The organism is Aminobacter anthyllidis, from assembly GCF_018555685.1.
Classification (GTDB): domain Bacteria; phylum Pseudomonadota; class Alphaproteobacteria; order Rhizobiales; family Rhizobiaceae; genus Aminobacter; species Aminobacter anthyllidis.
In genome coordinates this window covers 107,329-123,999 of the sequence record NZ_JAFLWW010000011.1, presented here as the reverse complement: position 1 = coordinate 123,999, position 16,671 = coordinate 107,329, and the positions used below count along the sequence as shown (strand labels likewise).

13 protein-coding genes are annotated in these 16,671 nt (G+C 61.1%); 2 read left to right on the top strand and 11 right to left on the bottom strand.

Features of this window, described 5'->3' with window-relative positions:
* Positions 1–383: 383 nt before the first annotated feature.
* The 10 genes from J1C56_RS27805 to J1C56_RS27760 form a co-directional block, all read right to left on the bottom strand.
* Positions 384–737, bottom strand: coding sequence for a DUF779 domain-containing protein (locus J1C56_RS27805; protein ID WP_214393230.1), 354 nt, complete (start codon positions 735–737; stop codon positions 384–386).
* 72 nt (positions 738–809) lie between these two features.
* Positions 810–2,327 carry an aldehyde dehydrogenase gene (gene adh, locus J1C56_RS27800; RefSeq protein ID WP_214393229.1) on the bottom strand — a complete coding sequence of 506 codons (1,518 nt, stop codon included), beginning with the start codon at positions 2,325–2,327 and terminating at the stop codon, positions 810–812.
* A 140-nt stretch (positions 2,328–2,467) separates the two neighbouring features.
* Positions 2,468–3,433, bottom strand: a complete 966-nt coding sequence (locus tag J1C56_RS27795) for a helix-turn-helix domain-containing protein (protein ID WP_214393228.1) — start codon at positions 3,431–3,433, stop codon at positions 2,468–2,470.
* Between the two features lie 151 nt (positions 3,434–3,584).
* Positions 3,585–5,387 carry an NAD(P)/FAD-dependent oxidoreductase gene (locus tag J1C56_RS27790; RefSeq protein WP_214393227.1) on the bottom strand — a complete coding sequence of 601 codons (1,803 nt, stop codon included), beginning with the start codon at positions 5,385–5,387 and terminating at the stop codon, positions 3,585–3,587.
* Between the two features lie 102 nt (positions 5,388–5,489).
* Positions 5,490–5,672 carry a hypothetical protein gene (locus J1C56_RS27785; protein WP_214393226.1) on the bottom strand — a complete coding sequence of 61 codons (183 nt, stop codon included), beginning with the start codon at positions 5,670–5,672 and terminating at the stop codon, positions 5,490–5,492.
* A 16-nt stretch (positions 5,673–5,688) separates the two neighbouring features.
* Positions 5,689–7,587: a sigma-54-dependent Fis family transcriptional regulator gene (locus J1C56_RS27780; RefSeq protein ID WP_214393225.1), complete on the bottom strand. Its 1,899-nt coding sequence runs from the start codon at positions 7,585–7,587 to the stop codon at positions 5,689–5,691.
* Between the two features lie 208 nt (positions 7,588–7,795).
* Positions 7,796–9,376 carry a FadD3 family acyl-CoA ligase gene (locus J1C56_RS27775; RefSeq protein WP_214393224.1) on the bottom strand — a complete coding sequence of 527 codons (1,581 nt, stop codon included), beginning with the start codon at positions 9,374–9,376 and terminating at the stop codon, positions 7,796–7,798.
* A gap of 105 nt (positions 9,377–9,481) precedes the next feature.
* A complete protein-coding gene (locus J1C56_RS27770; protein ID WP_214393223.1) occupies positions 9,482–10,084 on the bottom strand; it encodes a LysE family translocator in 603 nt (200 codons plus the stop codon).
* 183 nt (positions 10,085–10,267) lie between these two features.
* Complete coding sequence (locus tag J1C56_RS27765; RefSeq protein ID WP_214393222.1) at positions 10,268–11,701, bottom strand: NAD(P)/FAD-dependent oxidoreductase; 1,434 nt, start codon at positions 11,699–11,701, stop codon at positions 10,268–10,270.
* Positions 11,702–12,035: 334 nt separating this feature from the next.
* Positions 12,036–13,187, bottom strand: coding sequence for an acetyl-CoA C-acetyltransferase (locus tag J1C56_RS27760; RefSeq protein WP_214393314.1), 1,152 nt, complete (start codon positions 13,185–13,187; stop codon positions 12,036–12,038).
* Between the two features lie 102 nt (positions 13,188–13,289).
* Here J1C56_RS27760 and J1C56_RS27755 point away from each other — a divergent pair, with 102 nt between their 5' ends.
* Both J1C56_RS27755 and J1C56_RS27750 read left to right on the top strand, forming a co-directional pair.
* Complete coding sequence (locus tag J1C56_RS27755) at positions 13,290–14,204, top strand: LysR family transcriptional regulator (protein WP_214393221.1); 915 nt, start codon at positions 13,290–13,292, stop codon at positions 14,202–14,204.
* A gap of 121 nt (positions 14,205–14,325) precedes the next feature.
* The gene (locus tag J1C56_RS27750) at positions 14,326–15,333 is read left to right on the top strand and encodes an SMP-30/gluconolactonase/LRE family protein (RefSeq protein ID WP_214393220.1); all 1,008 of its coding nucleotides are present in this window, start codon (positions 14,326–14,328) and stop codon (positions 15,331–15,333) included.
* Positions 15,334–15,740: 407 nt separating this feature from the next.
* Here J1C56_RS27750 and J1C56_RS27745 read toward each other — a convergent pair whose 3' ends face one another.
* Positions 15,741–16,670, bottom strand: coding sequence for a nucleoside hydrolase (locus J1C56_RS27745; RefSeq protein ID WP_214393219.1), 930 nt, complete (start codon positions 16,668–16,670; stop codon positions 15,741–15,743).
* Position 16,671: the final 1 nt, after the last annotated feature.

Sequence of the window (16,671 nt, the reverse complement as noted above, 5' to 3'; positions counted from 1 at the left end):
CGCTATAGGGACTGGGCTGGACATGGCCACTCTCCGCCCAATGGTTGCAACCAGCCTGCCAGGATGCCCAGTTGCGTCGCCTAGGCGGGTTGGACAGCAATTGAGAATGAAGATTGTGCATTGGGTTGACCAAGTCCCAAGCCAGTGACGCCGGTAAAAGTGCTGGGGAACTGAACGCAGGCCTTTTGGCATATGACAAGGTTGCGGCCGCAACTGGAGCCCTGTCAGACATGCCGGCAATTGCTCTGAAGGCACCGAAGCGTATGGTCGGGCGCCCGGCCGCTTTCGGCGGAAACAGCTCGGCTCAAGCCGTTAATCAGCACAGGTTTTGGCCCACCTCTTAGTCAATGAGGTTGGGGCCATGGTGCGCATGGGATGCGATTTCAGTTTGGCGACGGGCAAACTTTCGACCGCGTCAGGAAGCGCTTCTCCCGACCATTGTCGAGCGAGAACATGCCGCCGCGGCCGGGAACGACGTCGATGATGAGGTCAGTGTGTTTCCAGGCCTCGAATTGCGAGGCGCCGATGTAAACAGGCGTTTCGCCAATTGTTCCGAGCAGCACATCGTTGTCGCCGAGGATGAAGTCGGAGCGCGGGTAGCACATGGGCGACGAGCCATCGCAGCAGCCGCCGGACTGGTGGAACAGCACTGGACCGTGGTCGGCGATGATCTCAGCCAAGAGGGCTTCCGCGTCTGCCGTCGCCGAGACCTTTCCCAAAGATGGTTTGTCGAACATTCCGCTCCTCCCGGTGACAACAGGGCGACGCGACTGTTGAGGCCGCGTCGCCGATTCAGCCTTGGGAGGCGATCAGAAGAATCCGAGCTTCTTCGGGCTGTAGCTGACCAGCATGTTCTTGGTCTGTTGGTAGTGGTCGAGCATCATCTTGTGCGTCTCGCGCCCGATGCCCGACTGCTTGTAGCCGCCGAAGGCCGCATGCGCCGGATAGGCATGATAGCAATTGGTCCACACGCGACCGGCCTGGATGGCGCGACCGAAGCGGTAGAGCCGGTTGGCTTCGCGACTCCAGATGCCGGCACCGAGGCCGTAGAGCGTGTCATTGGCGATCGACAGCGCCTCGTCGTCGTCCTTGAAGGTGGTGACCGCGACCACAGGGCCGAAGATCTCCTCCTGGAAAATGCGCATCTTGTTGTGGCCCTTGAACACAGTCGGCTTGACGTAATAGCCACCGGCGAGATCGCCGGGCAGATGCGCGCGCTCGCCGCCGGTCAGAACCTCAGCACCTTCCTGGCGGCCGATGTCCATGTAAGACAGGATCTTTTCCAGCTGCTCGGACGACGCCTGCGCGCCGATCATGGTCGCCGGGTCGAGCGGGTCGCCCTGAACGATCGCCTCGACACGCTTCAGCGCCCGCTCCATGAAGCGGTCATAGATCTTCTCATGCACCAGGGCTCGGCTCGGGCAGGTGCAAACCTCGCCCTGGTTGAGCGCGAACATGACGAAGCCTTCGATCGCCTTGTCGAAGAAGTCGTCGTCTTCGGCTGCGACATCCTGGAAGAAGATGTTCGGCGACTTGCCGCCAAGCTCGAGCGTCACCGGGATCAGGTTCTGGCTGGCATATTGCATAATCAGCCGGCCGGTCGTCGTCTCGCCGGTGAAGGCAATCTTGGCGATGCGCGGGCTCGATGCCAGCGGCTTGCCGGCTTCGAGGCCGAAGCCGTTGACGATGTTCAATACGCCTTCCGGTAGCAGGTCACCAATCAGGTCGACCCAGAGCATGATGGAGGCGGGGGTCTGCTCGGCCGGCTTCAGCACCACGCAATTGCCGGCGGCAAGTGCCGGCGCCAGCTTCCAGCAGGCCATCAGCAATGGGAAGTTCCACGGGATGATCTGGCCGACGACGCCGAGCGGTTCGTGGAAATGGTAGGCAACAGTGTCGTCGTCGATCTGCGACAGACTGCCTTCCTGGCTGCGCAGTACGCCGGCGAAATAGCGGAAATGGTCGATGGCCAGCGGGACGTCGGCGGCGGTCGTCTCGCGGATCGGCTTGCCGTTGTCCCAGGTCTCGGCCAGCGCCAGCAGGTCGAGATTTTCCTCCATACGGTCGGCGATGCGGTTGAGCATCAGCGCGCGAGCGGCCGGGCTGGTCCTGCCCCAGGCGTCCTTGGCTTTATGGGCGGCGTCGAGCGCTGCCTCGATGTCGGCGGCGTCGGAGCGGGCGATCTCGCCGAGCGGCCGGCCGGTTACCGGCGAGATGTTCTCGAAATAGCGGCCCGACTTCGGCGCCACCCACTGGCCGCCGATGTAGTTGTCGTAGCGCTTGGCGAAGGGCACCTTGGCGGTGCGCGAAAACTCTACCTTGTTCATGAACTTCCTCCCGAGAAGCAACGCCGCAGGATGCAGCGCGTCGGAAGGAGCGTCGGAGAATTTCGCGTCCGTGTCAGCCAGGGCAGGAGAGGTCGCGGCCCTGAACTGTCGCAGAACTGCGACAGTTCAGGGCGACAACGTCAATGTGTGCGGCGCATGCCTAGGCGATTGAGCTTGCGGTGCAGGGTGGCGCGCGAAATGCCGAGCTGCTGGGCCGCGGCGGAGACATTGCCGTCGGCGCGGGCAAGCGCCCGGTGAAGGGCCGCGCGTTCGGCTTCGTCGAGGTCTTCTGCCGCATGCATGCGGCCGCCAACAATGTCGGCCACGGGAAGCCGCCGCTCAAGCCTTTCCCTGGTGATGCCATAGGTCAGGCGCGCCTGTCTGGTCGCGCCGATGACCAGGTCATCGGTATCGACGGCGATCATACCGCCCGGGCTGCGCTCGACTTCAGGGGGCAGGATGATGCGGGCATGGGGGAAGGCGAGGCGGAAATTTTCGGCTTCGATGCGACGGGCGGCGTCGCCGACGGCAAGCGCGATCAGGTTGACGAAACCTTCGGTCAGGTCGGCCCGGCAGGACGATACATCAAGGGCCGCCGCGACATTGCCCTGATGGTCGTAGATCGGGGCCGTGGTGCAGGAAAGTGCCGTGTTGCGCGACAGGAAGTGTTGGCCGCGATGGATGGTCAGCGGCCGCTGCTCGACCAGGCTGGTGCCAATTGCGTTGGTACCCTCGCTTTCCTCGCTCCAGACGGTACCTGTCCACAGGCCCCAGTCATGAAAGGTCTCGTCATCGGCGACCGCTCCGCGGCGCTCGACCGGCACACCGTCGCGGTCGGCCAGGAGCACGCAGCACCCGACCCCGCCGACGGCGAGATAGAGCCGGTCGAGGCTGGCCTGGGCTGCTGATATCAGCGGCTCGATGCGCAGCCGGGCCAGCGACAGCTCGGCCTGGGTCAGCCGCTCTGGCGGGCTTCGGTGCGTCGGGTCGAGACGGTGCTGCGACGAACGCTGCCATGACGCGACAAGAGCCGAGCGCGCAGCGTCGCTCGACTTCAACGCCGCCTGGACCTTGTCGGCATGCTCGACGATTGCGGTGCCTCTCATCCTCTCCTCCGACGGTAGTCTGCACCCCTTCTTGCGGTTCCCGCGCAGTCGTCGCCTGCTTCCGCGCTTTGGTCAATTAGCCCTTAGACCCAGACAGACAGGCAGGCAGGCCGGCAAGCGGAGAAGCTCGCCGGCCTGCAGTGGTTGGACGTCAGGACTTGTGATGGACGTCCTGCAGCCCGTAGACCTCAGTGGCGATGCCTTCCTTGCGCGCCTTGATCTGCAGGGAGAGATACTGCGAATAGTGCCGGGACTGGTGAAGGTTGCCGCCGTGGAACCACAGCGCTTCCTGCTGTGTCGGTTTCCACATGTTGCGTTGCTCGCCTTCCCAAGGACCGGGATCCTTGGTCGTGCTGGAGCCGAGCCCCCAGCATTTGCCGACCTTGTCAGCGACTTCCTGGCTGATCAGGTCTGCGGCCCAGCCGTTCATCGAGCCGTAGCCGGTCGCATAGACGACGAGGTCAGCCTCAAGTTCGCGGCCGTTTTCGAGCACGATCGAGGTTTCGGTCAGTTTCTCGACGCCGACGCCGCTGACCAGCTTGATCCGGCCGTCGGCGACCAAGTCGCAGGCGCCGACGTCGATGTAGTAGCCGGAGCCGCGCCGGAGATACTTCATGAACAGGCCTGACTCGTCATCGCCGAAGTCGAGCAAGAAGCCTGCATCTTCCAGCCGCTGGTAGAAGGCTGCGTCCTTGTCGCGGATCTTGTTGTAAATCGGCACCTGGAACTCGTGCATGATGCGGTAGGGCAGGGAGGCGAAGATCAGGTCAGCCTTGCGCGTCGTCATGCCCGAAGCGACAGCGCGCTCCGAATAGAGGTCGCCGAGCCCGATCTCCATCAGCGAGTCGGACTTGACGATGTGGGTCGAGGAGCGCTGCAGCATGGTGACGTCCGCGCCGCCCTCCCAAAGTGCGGCGCAGATGTCATGCGCCGAGTTGTTGGAGCCGACCACAACGACCTTCTTGCCCTTGTAGGCATCTGGCCCCGGGTGTTGTGAGGAGTGCTGCTGCTCGCCCTGGAAGATGTCCTGGCCCTTGAATTTCGGGACATTGGCCTTGCCGGACATGCCTGTGGCCAGCACCAGTTGTTTGGGCTTGAGCACGATCTCCTGGCGGTCGCGCTCAACCACGACGGTCCATTCCCCGGCAGCCTCGTCATATCTGGCGGACTTGCAGGTGGTCGAGCCCCAGTAGTTGAGCTCCATGACCTTCGTGTACATTTCCAGCCAGTCGCCGATCTTGTCCTTTGGCGCAAAGACCGGCCAGTTCTCTGGAAAGGGGATATAGGGCAGGTGGTCGTACCAGACCGGATCGTGCAGGCAAAGCGACTTGTAGCGCTTGCGCCAGCTGTCGCCGGGCCGCTCGTTCTTTTCGATGATGATGGTCGGCACACCGAGCTGCCGCAGCCGTGCGCCGAGTGCGATGCCGCCCTGGCCGCCGCCGATGATGACGGTGTAGGGCTGGGTAGTGAAGCCGAGCTCGGCGGCTTCCGCCTCGCGCTTTTCCTTCCACGTCCGGCGGCCGGCATCGCTGCCGTGCTCGGCGCCCATCGGGCGCAACGAGCCCTTCGGCTCCTCGTGGCCCTTCAACTCGCTCATTGTAGTCAGTAGCGTCCATATCAGGCCGTTCTTGAGCCTGATGTGGCCATAGCCCCGCGCAACCGCAGTCTCGAACTCGAACCAGCCGTCGGTGATGCCATCATTCTGGCTGGCCAGTTCCTTGTCGTCCTGGCGGAACCGGTCTGGCTTGATCGAAGCCAGCTGGCTCTTCAGCATGTCGCGGACCTGGTCGTGGCCTTCCATGGTCTTGAGATTCCAGGTGAACGTCACGAGGTCGCGCCAATAGCAGTCCGCCTGAAACAGGTTCACGGCAGCGTCTATGTCGCCGCCGGCAAGTACCTTTTCCAGCTTGCCGAGAATGCTGTCGATCTTGGTCTGTGGGCTGTCGTCGAGCATGGTGTCTTTCCTCCGAATTGCCGATGATTGTTCGCTAAGGGCCAGCGCTTGTCCTGGCGCGATCCCGCTCGCGGGATTACTGGAGAAACTAGGTCTCCCCGGTCATCCCGCATGGTTCAGCCGGGCAGCGATGCCCGATTGTTCGACTTGGCTTTCCTCCGATTCCAGTCGATCAAGGCACAGCAAGTGCCGTGCCAAGTCGCGAATGGCGGGAAAGGCCGGTTTTCCGGGGAAGGTGAGCAGGACCTGTTGCAGCGCGCCTGCGGCACGCCACAGCTGTTGCAACAGACGCTGCAACAGCTCAGTTGAGGGTGGTCAGCCCGTAGCGCTTGATCTGGCGGTGGATGGTGGAACGGTCGACGCCCATCCGGCGGGCGGTCTCGGAGATGTTCCAGCCGCAGGCCCTTAGCATCGCTTGCAGCGCCGCTGCGCCGGAGTCTACATCGCCCAAGCGCTCGGTGGTTAGGCTTGCGGCGACCAGCATGTCAGGCAGGTCGCAAAGCTCGATCATGCCGCCCTGGCAAAGTGCTGCGGCAACCGCGATCACGTTGTCCAGTTCGCGGATGTTGCCCGGCCAACCATGGCTGCGGAGCGCAAGCATTGCCGCCGGTGCCACCGTCAGTGCTTCGCCGTCCGCGCGATGACGGGCGATGACCGTGTCGAGCAGCCAGTCGAAATCGTGGCGCTCGCGCAGCGGCGGGATGGAAAGCGTTGCGGCGTTCAGGCGATAATAGAGGTCCTCGCGGAAACGCCCTTCCTGCACGAGCGAACCGAGATCGCGGTGTGAGGCCGAGATGACCCTCAAGTCCACCGGTTTCGGCCGCGACGCGCCTACGGGTAGCACCTCGCGCTCGGCCAATACCCGCAAGAAACGGCTTTGCAGTGAAAGCGGCATGTCGCCGATTTCGTCGAGGAACAAAGTGCCACCGTCGGCTTCCTCGATCAGGCCCTTCCGGCCCTTGGCGGAAGCGCCGGTGAAGGCGCCTGGCATGTGGCCGAACAGCTCGCTTTCGATCAGTTGCTCTGGGATGGCGGCGCAGTTGATGGCTACGAACTTGCCCTTTGCGCCAGCGCCGTCATGGATGGCCTTGGCGAGATACTCCTTGCCGGACCCAGTTTCGCCCTGGAGAAGGAGAGGTAGCTGCTTTCCGGCAAGCTTTGCTGCCTTGGCCTGAAGTGCAGCCATTTGCGGATCACCGCCGCTCAGGCTGCGCAGCGAGACCGGGATCTGGTCCCGTGCAATCGCTGGCGCCTGAACCTTGTGGTGCGGCTCGATGGCATGGGCAAACAGCGCATTGCCGTCGCGGGCAAAGACCAGGCGATCCTGCGTCGGGCGCCGCCGAGTCAGATCCGGCAGATCGTCGATCTCCATGTCGAAGAAGCGCGCGATCGGCTGGCCAATCAGCCCGGCCGGCTGGCGCCAGTCGAGCCCGGCCGAGCGCGCCAGTATCTTGGCCCCACCGTGGGTCATGCCGATGATGCGTCCCGTGCCGTCGATGGAAATCGCTGCTTCCGGGTCGACGTCGAGGAACTCCGGCGATCGGGCAAAGCGGAGCACCCATTCATCCCGGGTCTGGGCCATCAAATTGGCGAGCTCGATGCGCCGCACGGTGGCAGCTACCAAATGCAGCGCGAGATTTTGGCTGGTCTTGCGGATCGGCGAGCTCAGCAGCGAAATGTCGAGCACCGCGGCAAGGTCGCCACTTGTGTCGTAGACCGGCGCCGCCGTGCAAGACAGCGGTGTGTGGGTGTTGTCGAAATGGTCGGTCTGGTGGATTGTCAGCGCCTCGCCAGCTTCCAAGCAGGCACCGACGGCGCAGGTGCCAGCGCGTGCCTCGGACCATTCCGAGCCGAGGTAGAGGCCGGCCTTGCGCAGATTGTTGTCGAAGAGCGGGTCGCCGAGAAACTCGACGGTTACACCCTTGCGGTCGGAAAGCAGCAACACATAGTTCTGGCCCGCCACCTGGCGGAACAGGTTCTCAAGCCCTGAACGGGCGATGGCGATCAACTCCTCGGACTGCTGGCGATGCTCGCGCAGTTCCCCGTCGGGCAGGATATAGGCTTCACAGGCCTGGGTCGGGTCGAGTCGATGCTGCTCGATGCAGCGCAGCCACGACTTGACCACCTGCTCGTCACGCCCGGTCGAAGCTCCGAGGCTGACGCTTTCGATCTCGCGAATATGGTCGGAATGCGAAAACATGGCAATTGCAGCCCGCCTCCCAACGCGCCGCCCTCCCATTTCCTCCTGATGCCACATGACTGCATGGCCCCCTGGTATTGTAAAGGAGGCAAGGCAGGCATCTCGTCGGGAATACGATACTTCTTGGGTGTCATGGGACATCGAGCTAACCGCTGTGTGGTGCTGTTTTTGATTTCTGGGGTGTCATCAGCAACAACCAAGCAGTTGCTCACGCGTGTTGCAGAGCTTCGTCACGCAGCAGGTTTTTCAGCACCTTGCCCTGGGCGCTGGTCGGGAGCGAAGTCCTAATGTCGACGCTGCGCGGGCACTTGTAATTGGCCATGTTGTCCCGCGACCAGGCAATAATGTCCTTTTCAGTAGCGCTGGTGCCCGTACGAAGGATGACGAACGCCTTGCCAACTTCGCCCAGGCGAGTGTCAGGGACGCCGATGACCGCGACGATGCCGATCGCCGGGTGTGTGCTCAGGATGCGTTCGATCTCGGCAGGATAGCAGTTGAAGCCACCGGCAATGTACATGTCCTTGAGGCGGTCCTCGATGTGCAGATTGCCGTCCGTGTCGATATGGCCAACATCACCAGTGTGCAGCCAGCCCTCGGCGTCGATTGTCTCGGCAGTGGCTTCGGGGTCGTTGAAGTAGCCTTTCATGACGATGTAGCCGCGGATGACGATCTCGCCCGGCTGGCCCTGAGGTAGAAGCTTGCCCTTGCACATGATGCCAACCTCGACCCCCGGGGCGGCCTTGCCAGCGGTGTTGGCAATAACCTCGTCGGAATCGTCGGCCAGGCACATCGTTCCATAGCCGCCGGATTCCGTGAGTCCGTAGCCAGTGACCACACCTTCGAAACCAAGCTCATCGCGCATGCGCCGCACCAGGATCGGCGGCACCACTGTGCTGCCGGTGATGCCAAGCCTCAGGCTGCCGGTATCGAACTTGTCCAGTTCCGGGTGCTGCAGCATGCCATGGAAGATGGCAGGCGGTCCCGGGATGACGCTCACCTTTTCCGATGACACGCGCTCGAGTATCTCGCCGGCATGAAATGTCAGATGCGGCATGAACACTGCTCCGCGCATCAGTGCCACCAATGCACCCGCGCGGTAGCCGAAGACGTGGAACAGAGGGGGGATGACAAGGATCCGATCATGCTCGCGGATGCCGACCTTTGTCGCCCATGCATCGACCCCCTTGAGGCACTGCTGGTGACCGTACATCACGCCTTTGGGATAGCCAGTCGTACCTGAGGTGAAGAGCATGTCGCAGAGATCGTCTGGCGCAATTGTCGCCTCGCGCTCGGCGAGTTCGGTGTCGCTGATAACGTCGCCTGCGGCGACGAAGCTGTCCCAATCCTTTTCCGTTCCGCGTGCTTCACCGATGACGACAACCTGGCGCAGCGCGGCTGTCGTTTCCGCTTTGAGTTGATCTGGATAGTAGGTTCCAAGGAAGTCCCCAGCCGAAAACAACATTGAGGTTCCGCTGCGCTTGACGAGCTCGGCGATCTCGCCGCCTTTGAAGCGGGTGCTCGCTGGAATGAGTACGGCGCCCGCGCTGACGAGGCCAAGGGCCGTGGCGAACCATCTCCAGCTATTGGGCGCCCAGATCATGATCCGGTCGCCCTTGTTCACCCCCGCTGCAATCATCGCCTTGGCGATGCGGCGACGGGCGGCGTCGAGTTCGACGAAGGTGAGGGTAATGCCGTCTTCGATTGCCGTTCGCGTGCCATAGACTTGGGCGGCGCGCGCGCAAAGGTCCGAGATGGTGGTGAATTTCCAGTCAGCGTCTTCTTTAATCATCTCAGTACCTGTGGCCGGGGGCGTTATGACGGTTGTAGAGTGGCGCGGTCATGCTCAGGCGCCGCGTATGCGGCTGCCTGACGAAGTCCGGGTTGCCGCATGAAGTTATTGTCCGTGCAACGCCCTGACGACGGTGGTCACAAACAGGAATATCGCGAAAAACGTAAGGATCACCGCGCCGGCCCGGGCAAAGAAGCGAGGCGAGATGGCCAGCCGGAATTGGCGCGCAATGCCTGCACCTATCATGCTCCATACCGCGCCAATCGCCACAATGAGGACGCTGAGCCAGACGAGATAGGGCAGGGCCGAGGGGACGTCGCCGTCGCGCAGAAATGGAATGATGGTCAGGGCGAATATCAGCGCCTTGGGATTGCACAAAGTGACAAAAAAGATGTCGGTCCGGCGCGAGGCCGAACGGCCCTGTTTGTAACCATCCGACAGTGCAAGCTTGATAGCCGATATCAATAGCACGAGGCTGGCGGCAATCGCTGCAATGATGGAGGCCGATGCAATATGTTGCGATGCGACGCCGATGCCCAAGGCCCATGCGCCAATCGCCACCAAGTATCCGCACAATTCTGCTGGCAGCAGGCCAAAAGTACGGCGCAGACCCAGGATCGCGCCATTGGTGGCAATGAGGGTGTTGGTCGGACCAGGCACAAAAAGTAGCGCGACGGTCGCGGCAGAAAATGCAAGCCAGTTTTCCATAGCAGGGTTTCACCTGATCAAAGCGGCTGACGTTGCTGCGGCGAGTTTGCCGCTGCTCCAGCAGATCGTTGTCGGCTGTGTGCGGGCCCGGAGGACGAGCCCCGGTCCGGCAAGTGGCGAATGTTGGAGTTCCTTGTCGCTGCAGCCGCCGGGCGAGGCCGTCCGGCGGCTGAGCTGCAAGGACTAGGCGGCTTCCGCCAGGATGATCGCGGGCTGGGTCACCACGTAGAGCCCGTCGATGGCGGCATTGGCCTGCAGGAAATGCAGCCCGTTGAGAGCATCCATGAACTGCATGTTCTCGCGCTTTGTTTCGTCGCCGAACTGGCCTGCGTTGCGGCGCATGTCGACGCCTTGGCGCAGCTTCTCTGCCACTTTCTTGGCGACGATTTCACCATACTGGCCGTCGCGCACTTCGGTGTAGTCCGCACCGCCCGAGACGATACTGACGAAGGCCTTCTTCATGTCCTTTTCGGAGTAGTCCTTTGATGTCAGCCGCTGCGCTTCCCAGAAATAGCCGGCCTGCCCCCTGTTGAGATCGTAGAAGGACGAAACCATCATCAAGAAGCGCAGATAGGATTGGCGATAGCTCGTCTCGAAGAAATTGACCGCCCTGTCCTCAGGCAGTTTGCCTTTGAGGATACTGGCGATCGATGCACCAGCAATAAGACTGGAAACCATCGCAAGGTGAACACCGCTCGACAAGAGAGGGTCGAGGAAGCAGGCGGCATCGCCGCACATGAAATAGCCGGGCCCGGAGAACTTTTCGGAGGTATAGGAATAGTCGGTCTCCATCCGGATTTCGCTGCGCTGGGCATTTTTCAGGATGATGGCGGCCTCCGGATCGTCGCGTAACAACTGGTCGTAGACCTCTTCAGCGCTACGCTTTTTGTCCCGTTCTTTACGCAGCTGGTCGCGGGTCAAAACCGTGCCGACACTGACCGTGCCGTCGCTGAGGGGAATGAACCAGATCCAGCCGGACTCGATCGATATGATCCGGGTGGAGCCGGCAGGAAGGTCGTCATAGTTGAGGTTGGTGCCCTTCCAATACGACCAGATCGCAACATTCTTGAACACGTCGTGGAAATGACGGTCCTTGGTATGTTCGTTTGCGATGATGCCGCTGCGGCCCGAGCAATCCACCAGATACTTGAAGCGAATGGTGCCGGTCGTGTTTGAGCTGCGGTCGACATATTCCGCGCCCACAGCCCGGCCGTTATCGAAGTTGATCTTGCTGACCTTCACGTTCTGGTGGACGCCGGCCCCGGTCTCGGCGGCATGGTCGAGCAGCAGCTTGTCAAATTCCGAGCGCTTGACCTGATAGGAGTGTGATGGCGCGCCTTCGATTTCGTCGAAGCGGAAGGACCACTTTTCGTTGCCCCAGTTGAAGTAGCCGCCTGGCTTTTCGACAAACCCATGCCGCTTGACCTTTTCGCCGGCACCAATCGCATCCAGCATCGGCATCAGCGAGGCAAGCAGGGACTCGCCGATGTGGTACCTGGGAAAGACGTCCCTCTCAAGTACCGTGGTCGTGATGCCGTGGGTGGCCAGAATGGTCGCGACAGTGGATCCGGCAGGACCCCCGCCAATCACAAGTACATCCGTTGCAGCTGGTATCATCTTGGTTTCCGATCCGATCCGTGAGGCCAATGTGGATTTGGGCAGTCAAGGTTTGGGAAATTCCAATCGGGGCTCACATGTTGTCACGATGCCCAAGGTGGTAGTTTCATGTATCGTGATAGCAATAATCGTCTATTCGGACGATAAATTGAGATATATGAATTTACGTCTGCTTTCGTATGGTCGTTACGACTTTGCAATTAAAATTAATGTTTTATGGCTTAAATGTTTGTATTTAATAGTTATTTTATAACTATTGCATTTTGATATCAGAATTACATTCCGATTTGCTTATTTGTATTTTAATTTGGCGACTAACTCATGGTTTATGCTGTTAGAGCCTTTCGATAATGATGACGTTGGCCTGGCCGCCGCCCTCGCACATCGTTTGCAGCGCGTACCGTCCATGGCGGCGTTCAAGTTCGTTGAGCATGGATGTCATGAGGCGAGCGCCAGTCGCCCCCAATGGATGACCAAGCGCAATGGCGCCGCCGTTTACGTTGACCTTTTCATGGGGAATACCCAGTTCGCGCATCCACGCCATCGGGATCGAGGCGAATGCCTCGTTGCATTCGAACAGGTCGATGTCGTCGAGCTTCATGCCGACTTTTTGCAGCGCATGGCGGGTTGCGGGGATCGGCGCGGTCAGCATCCAGATCGGGTCAGCTCCGCGCACCGAAATATGGTGGATACGGGCGCGGGGTTTCAGCCCATGATCGCGCAGGGCTGTCTCGGATGCGATCAAGAGAGCTGCGGCAGCGTCGGTGTTCTGGCTGGCTATGCCTGCATGGATCCGGCCACCATCTATAAGCGTCTTCAGGCTGGCCATCTTTTCCAGCGAAGTGTCGCGCCGCGGCGGCTCATCGACGGCGAAGTTGTCGAGCGCAACGATCTCGCCGGCGAAGCGCCCGCCATCAATGGCAGCAATGGCGCGTCGGTGGCTTTCCAACGCGAAGCGTTCCATCTCGGCGCGGCTGCAGTTCCAGTTTTCGGCGATCATTTCGGCCGACCGAAACTGGCTGACCTCCTGGTCACCGTAGCGGGCGAGCCACCCGCGAGATGTCGAGAAAGGATCGGGGAAGCCAAATTGGGCACCAACCAGCATGGCCGCACCCATCGGGATCAGGTTGAGGTTCTGCACACCGCCAGCAACGACCAAGTCCTGAGTACCGCTCATCACTGCTTGTGCAGCGAAATGGATGGCCTGCTGCCCTGAGCCGCATTGCCGGTCAATCGTCACTCCGGGGACGTGGTCCGGCATCCCGGCAACGAGCCAGCAAGTGCGGGCGATGTCGCCCGCCTGTGGGCCAATGGTCTCGGTGCAGCCATAAATGACGTCGTCGACCGCAGCCGGGTCCACGCCTGTTCGCTGCATCAAGGCCTTGATCGGGGCCGCGCCCAGATCGGCTGAATGCAGATGGGCGAGCGCTCCGTTCTTGCGCCCCACGGGCGTGCGAATGGCGTCGACGATATACGCTTGTTGCATGCACGATTTCCTCAGACGAATTGAGGCTATCGCACTGGTCGGTCCTCCACTATCGCTAGAATGTCTATACCGCTTCAACGATTCCTGCATAACAGAGCCAACATGGATCTCAGACTTGTCGAATGCTTCCTGCGCGTCGCCGAGTTCGGCAGTATGAACAAGGCGGCAGCCGACCTGCATCTCTCCCAACCTTCGCTGTCCCGGAAAATAGCCATTCTTGAAGGCGAGATCGGCTCGGCTCTCTTTCGCCGGGATACGACGGGCACCCGTCTCACCGAGGCAGGGATGGTGCTGGCCGGCAGGGCGCCGCAATTGCTGCGCGAGGCCGAATTGATCAAGAAGGAGATCGTCCAGGAAAGCTCGAATTCGGTCGCCCTGGCCTTGCCATCGTCATTGAACAGGCTGCTTGCGATACCCTTCATCGAGGCGACGGTACGAGAGCATCCTCACTACTCGCTGCACGTATCCGAGATCGTTTCCAACGCGCTGGAGATCTGGATGCAGCGGCGGACGCTGGATGTCGCCATCACTGCCTTGCAGCCCAGGACAGAGCGTTTCAAGCTCACACCGCTGATCCGAGAGCCGATGATGCTGGTTGGATCAGCGGACAAGGGCCTGTCGGTCGATGAACCTGTCACCGCCGAGTTCGCCGTCCAGCACAGACTGGTCTTGCCCGAGGCCGGCAATCCTATTCGCCGCTATCTCGAGCAGAAGCTCGGCTCAGGCAATCTCAGCATCAATACCGTCGTTGACGTCGAATCCGTTTCGCTTTGCTACGAACTAGCGCGTGCCGGCGTCGGCTTCACGATGCTTCCCTACTCGTCGATCTACGAACACCGGCGTGACGACAAAGTGACGATGGCGACGATCCAGGGCTTCGACGTGACATGGGCGCTGGCCGTCAATCGCTACCGAATGCATTCGGCAGCAGTCACGCAGGTGGCCGAGAAGCTGCACCAATTCGCCGTCGGTCGTACCGTCGATCCGGTCTGGAGGTTTGCCAGCCTGGTCGGGTAACAACTCCTGACCACCCGTCTCCAACGGGTTTTCAAAGCATAGTCCGATCAGACGATGTTTACGAAGTCGCAGTTGCCAACCCTGAATAGGCATACGGAAAACCTGTCGATGGGAGAGGCAAATGCTCAGGTTTGGTGCGTTACTAGCGTTTTCTTTATTGCCAGTTGTTAACTCAGCCGCTGCTGCCGAATGGCGAATTCTTGCACAATTCGATGACGCGCCCGAAGGGCTGGTCGCCGATAAGGATGGTGGCCTCTATGTCAGTCTTTTCCACTCCGGCCTTGTCATGCGGGTGGCAAAGGACGGCAAGGCTACCAAAATTGCCGATCTGCGAAGTGTCATCGGTGATGCCAAGGGCAGCACGGTCGGTCTCGAATGGGACCGGAAAGATACGCTTTACGTCGCCTTCTCGGAATATTCCAAGGGCTTCCCGTGGCCGGCCAAGGCCAATCTTTCCGTCGAAGCTTGCGGCGATTCCACAGTCACCAAGTCTGGCCTGTACAAGGTTACCATTTCAACCGGCAAAGTAGAGCCGGTGGTGACACGCGCCGATGGCTACCCGTTTTGCTTTCCTGACGATCCGGTGATGGCGCCGGATGGCAAGATCTACCTCTCGGACCTCAGCCTCCAGGCGATCTGGAAGATCGACCCGGAAGCGAAGTCCGCCGAAATCTGGTCGAAGGATCCGCTGTTCAGTCCTGGTGACAAGTCGCTGAGCGGCTATCCGGTCGGGGTGAATGGCATCACTCTGTCGGCCGATGCCAAGACCCTCTACGGCGTCACCGGCGGCATCCCGATGCTTGTCAAGGTGCCCGTCAAGGACGACGGCAGCGCCGGACCGGCTGAAATGCTGGCCTTCGGTTACGACAACATGGACGGGTTGGAACTCGACACTGACGGCAACTTCTACCTGACAGAGACGACACGCAGCGAGATCTGGAAGGTCAGTGCCGACGGGAAGAAACGCCAGCAGCTTGGCAATCCGCTCGAGGCGCCGCTCGGCGCACCCGCGAGCATTGCCATTGCCAATGGAGAGATCTGCGTTACCAACTTGAATTTCTTCAAGCATCTGCCGCCGGAAAAGGCCAACTCCATCGCCTGTTCCAAACTGGAGAATTCACTCTGGTAGGCAACGCCCTGCCGGCGGGAGCTGTTCAGCGCTCGTACGCGGCCTGTCCGCAATCTCCTCACTTGGCGACGCGGTGTTACCAAGTGAGGATAGGCTCTTGGCAGAGTTCAGGTTCAAACTAGACGTTCATGGGTTGGCGAATTTACGAGAGGTCGACTGGACGCCGGCGGGCAATCTTGCGCAGGCCCCGCACCAGTACCCGAGGTTGCCGCTCAAGACTTGCGATTTCGGCAAGACGCCGGCCTGCCGCTTGCGCTTGCATCGCGGCTAGCACCGACGGCCCTACAACCGTGTTCGATTGTCGGAAAGCAAAATGCTCAAGTTCAACGATCTGGAGCGATGAAATTACGGGCGGCGGCTGGTGCCAGGTAGTGCCGCCGCCCACCTTCAACGTCTGGGCGCTGCGCTCAATCCCGGAGGAGATCGAACATCAGCTTGAAGAAACGGTCGGCATCGACTTCGCAGGCGATCCTGGCGTTGTCTTTTTCGCCACGCTCGCCCCAGAAATCGGCAACCGTCGCGCCGAAGGTATGGGTGCCAGTAAGGTCCACAGCAATGTGGGCCGGACGGGTCTTGACCAGTGTTGGATCGATCGCCAGCGCCAAGGCCAACGGGTCGTGCATGGCGCCACCGACGCCCATCGAGTTGCGGTGAAGCTTCTCGTAGAACAGCAGCCAATCGTTAACGAGCCTGCCGAGCGGCGTGTCGATCGTAGCGAGCTCGGCATACTGCGCTTCCTCGACCAGCACCTGCATGGTGACGTCGAGGCCGACCATCAGGATCGCCACGCCGGAATCGAGCACGATCTTCAGCGCCTCCGGGTCGCAGAAGGCGTTGAACTCGGTCGGCGTTATGATCTCGCTCTTGCGGTAGAACACGCCGCCCATCCAGATCAGTTCCTTGATCTTGGGCAGCACTTCAGGGTGCTTCAGGATCAGCAGGCCGATGTTGCAGAGTGGACCGGTGGCGACGACGAGCAGCGGCTCGGACGCGGCCAGAAGCTTCTCGGCGAGGAAGTCGACGGCATGCTGGTCGACCGGCTTGATGGTGGCCTGCGGCAGGTAGGGCGAGCCCTCGAGGCCACTCGGGCCATCGGCAGTGCCAAGCACCAGCGGTCGCGCCAGCGGGCGGTGGCAGCCGGCCGCGACAGGCACGTTGCCGGCGCCGATGTATTCAAGAATGCGCAGGGCGTTGGTCGTCGTCTTCTCCAGCTCGGCATTGCCGCAGGTGGTGGTGACGCCGAGCAGCTCGATTGCAGGCGAGCGATGCGCCATGACCAGGGCGATGGCGTCGTCGTGCCCGGGATCGCAGTCGAAGAGAATGGGTGTAGCTGTCATG

Coding starts and splice junctions, on each gene's coding strand:
- adh (WP_214393229.1), bottom strand. CDS start 2,327: ATGAACAAGGTAGAGTTTTCGCGCACCGCCAAGGTGCCCTTCGCCAAG.
- J1C56_RS27775 (WP_214393224.1), bottom strand. CDS start 9,376: ATGATTAAAGAAGACGCTGACTGGAAATTCACCACCATCTCGGACCTT.
- J1C56_RS27790 (WP_214393227.1), bottom strand. CDS start 5,387: ATGCTCGACGACAGCCCACAGACCAAGATCGACAGCATTCTCGGCAAG.
- J1C56_RS27805 (WP_214393230.1), bottom strand. CDS start 737: ATGTTCGACAAACCATCTTTGGGAAAGGTCTCGGCGACGGCAGACGCG.
- J1C56_RS27750 (WP_214393220.1), top strand. CDS start 14,326: ATGCTCAGGTTTGGTGCGTTACTAGCGTTTTCTTTATTGCCAGTTGTT.
- J1C56_RS27745 (WP_214393219.1), bottom strand. CDS start 16,670: ATGACAGCTACACCCATTCTCTTCGACTGCGATCCCGGGCACGACGAC.
- J1C56_RS27770 (WP_214393223.1), bottom strand. CDS start 10,084: ATGGAAAACTGGCTTGCATTTTCTGCCGCGACCGTCGCGCTACTTTTT.
- J1C56_RS27755 (WP_214393221.1), top strand. CDS start 13,290: ATGGATCTCAGACTTGTCGAATGCTTCCTGCGCGTCGCCGAGTTCGGC.
- J1C56_RS27760 (WP_214393314.1), bottom strand. CDS start 13,187: ATGCAACAAGCGTATATCGTCGACGCCATTCGCACGCCCGTGGGGCGC.
- J1C56_RS27795 (WP_214393228.1), bottom strand. CDS start 3,433: ATGAGAGGCACCGCAATCGTCGAGCATGCCGACAAGGTCCAGGCGGCG.
- J1C56_RS27765 (WP_214393222.1), bottom strand. CDS start 11,701: ATGATACCAGCTGCAACGGATGTACTTGTGATTGGCGGGGGTCCTGCC.
- J1C56_RS27780 (WP_214393225.1), bottom strand. CDS start 7,587: ATGTTTTCGCATTCCGACCATATTCGCGAGATCGAAAGCGTCAGCCTC.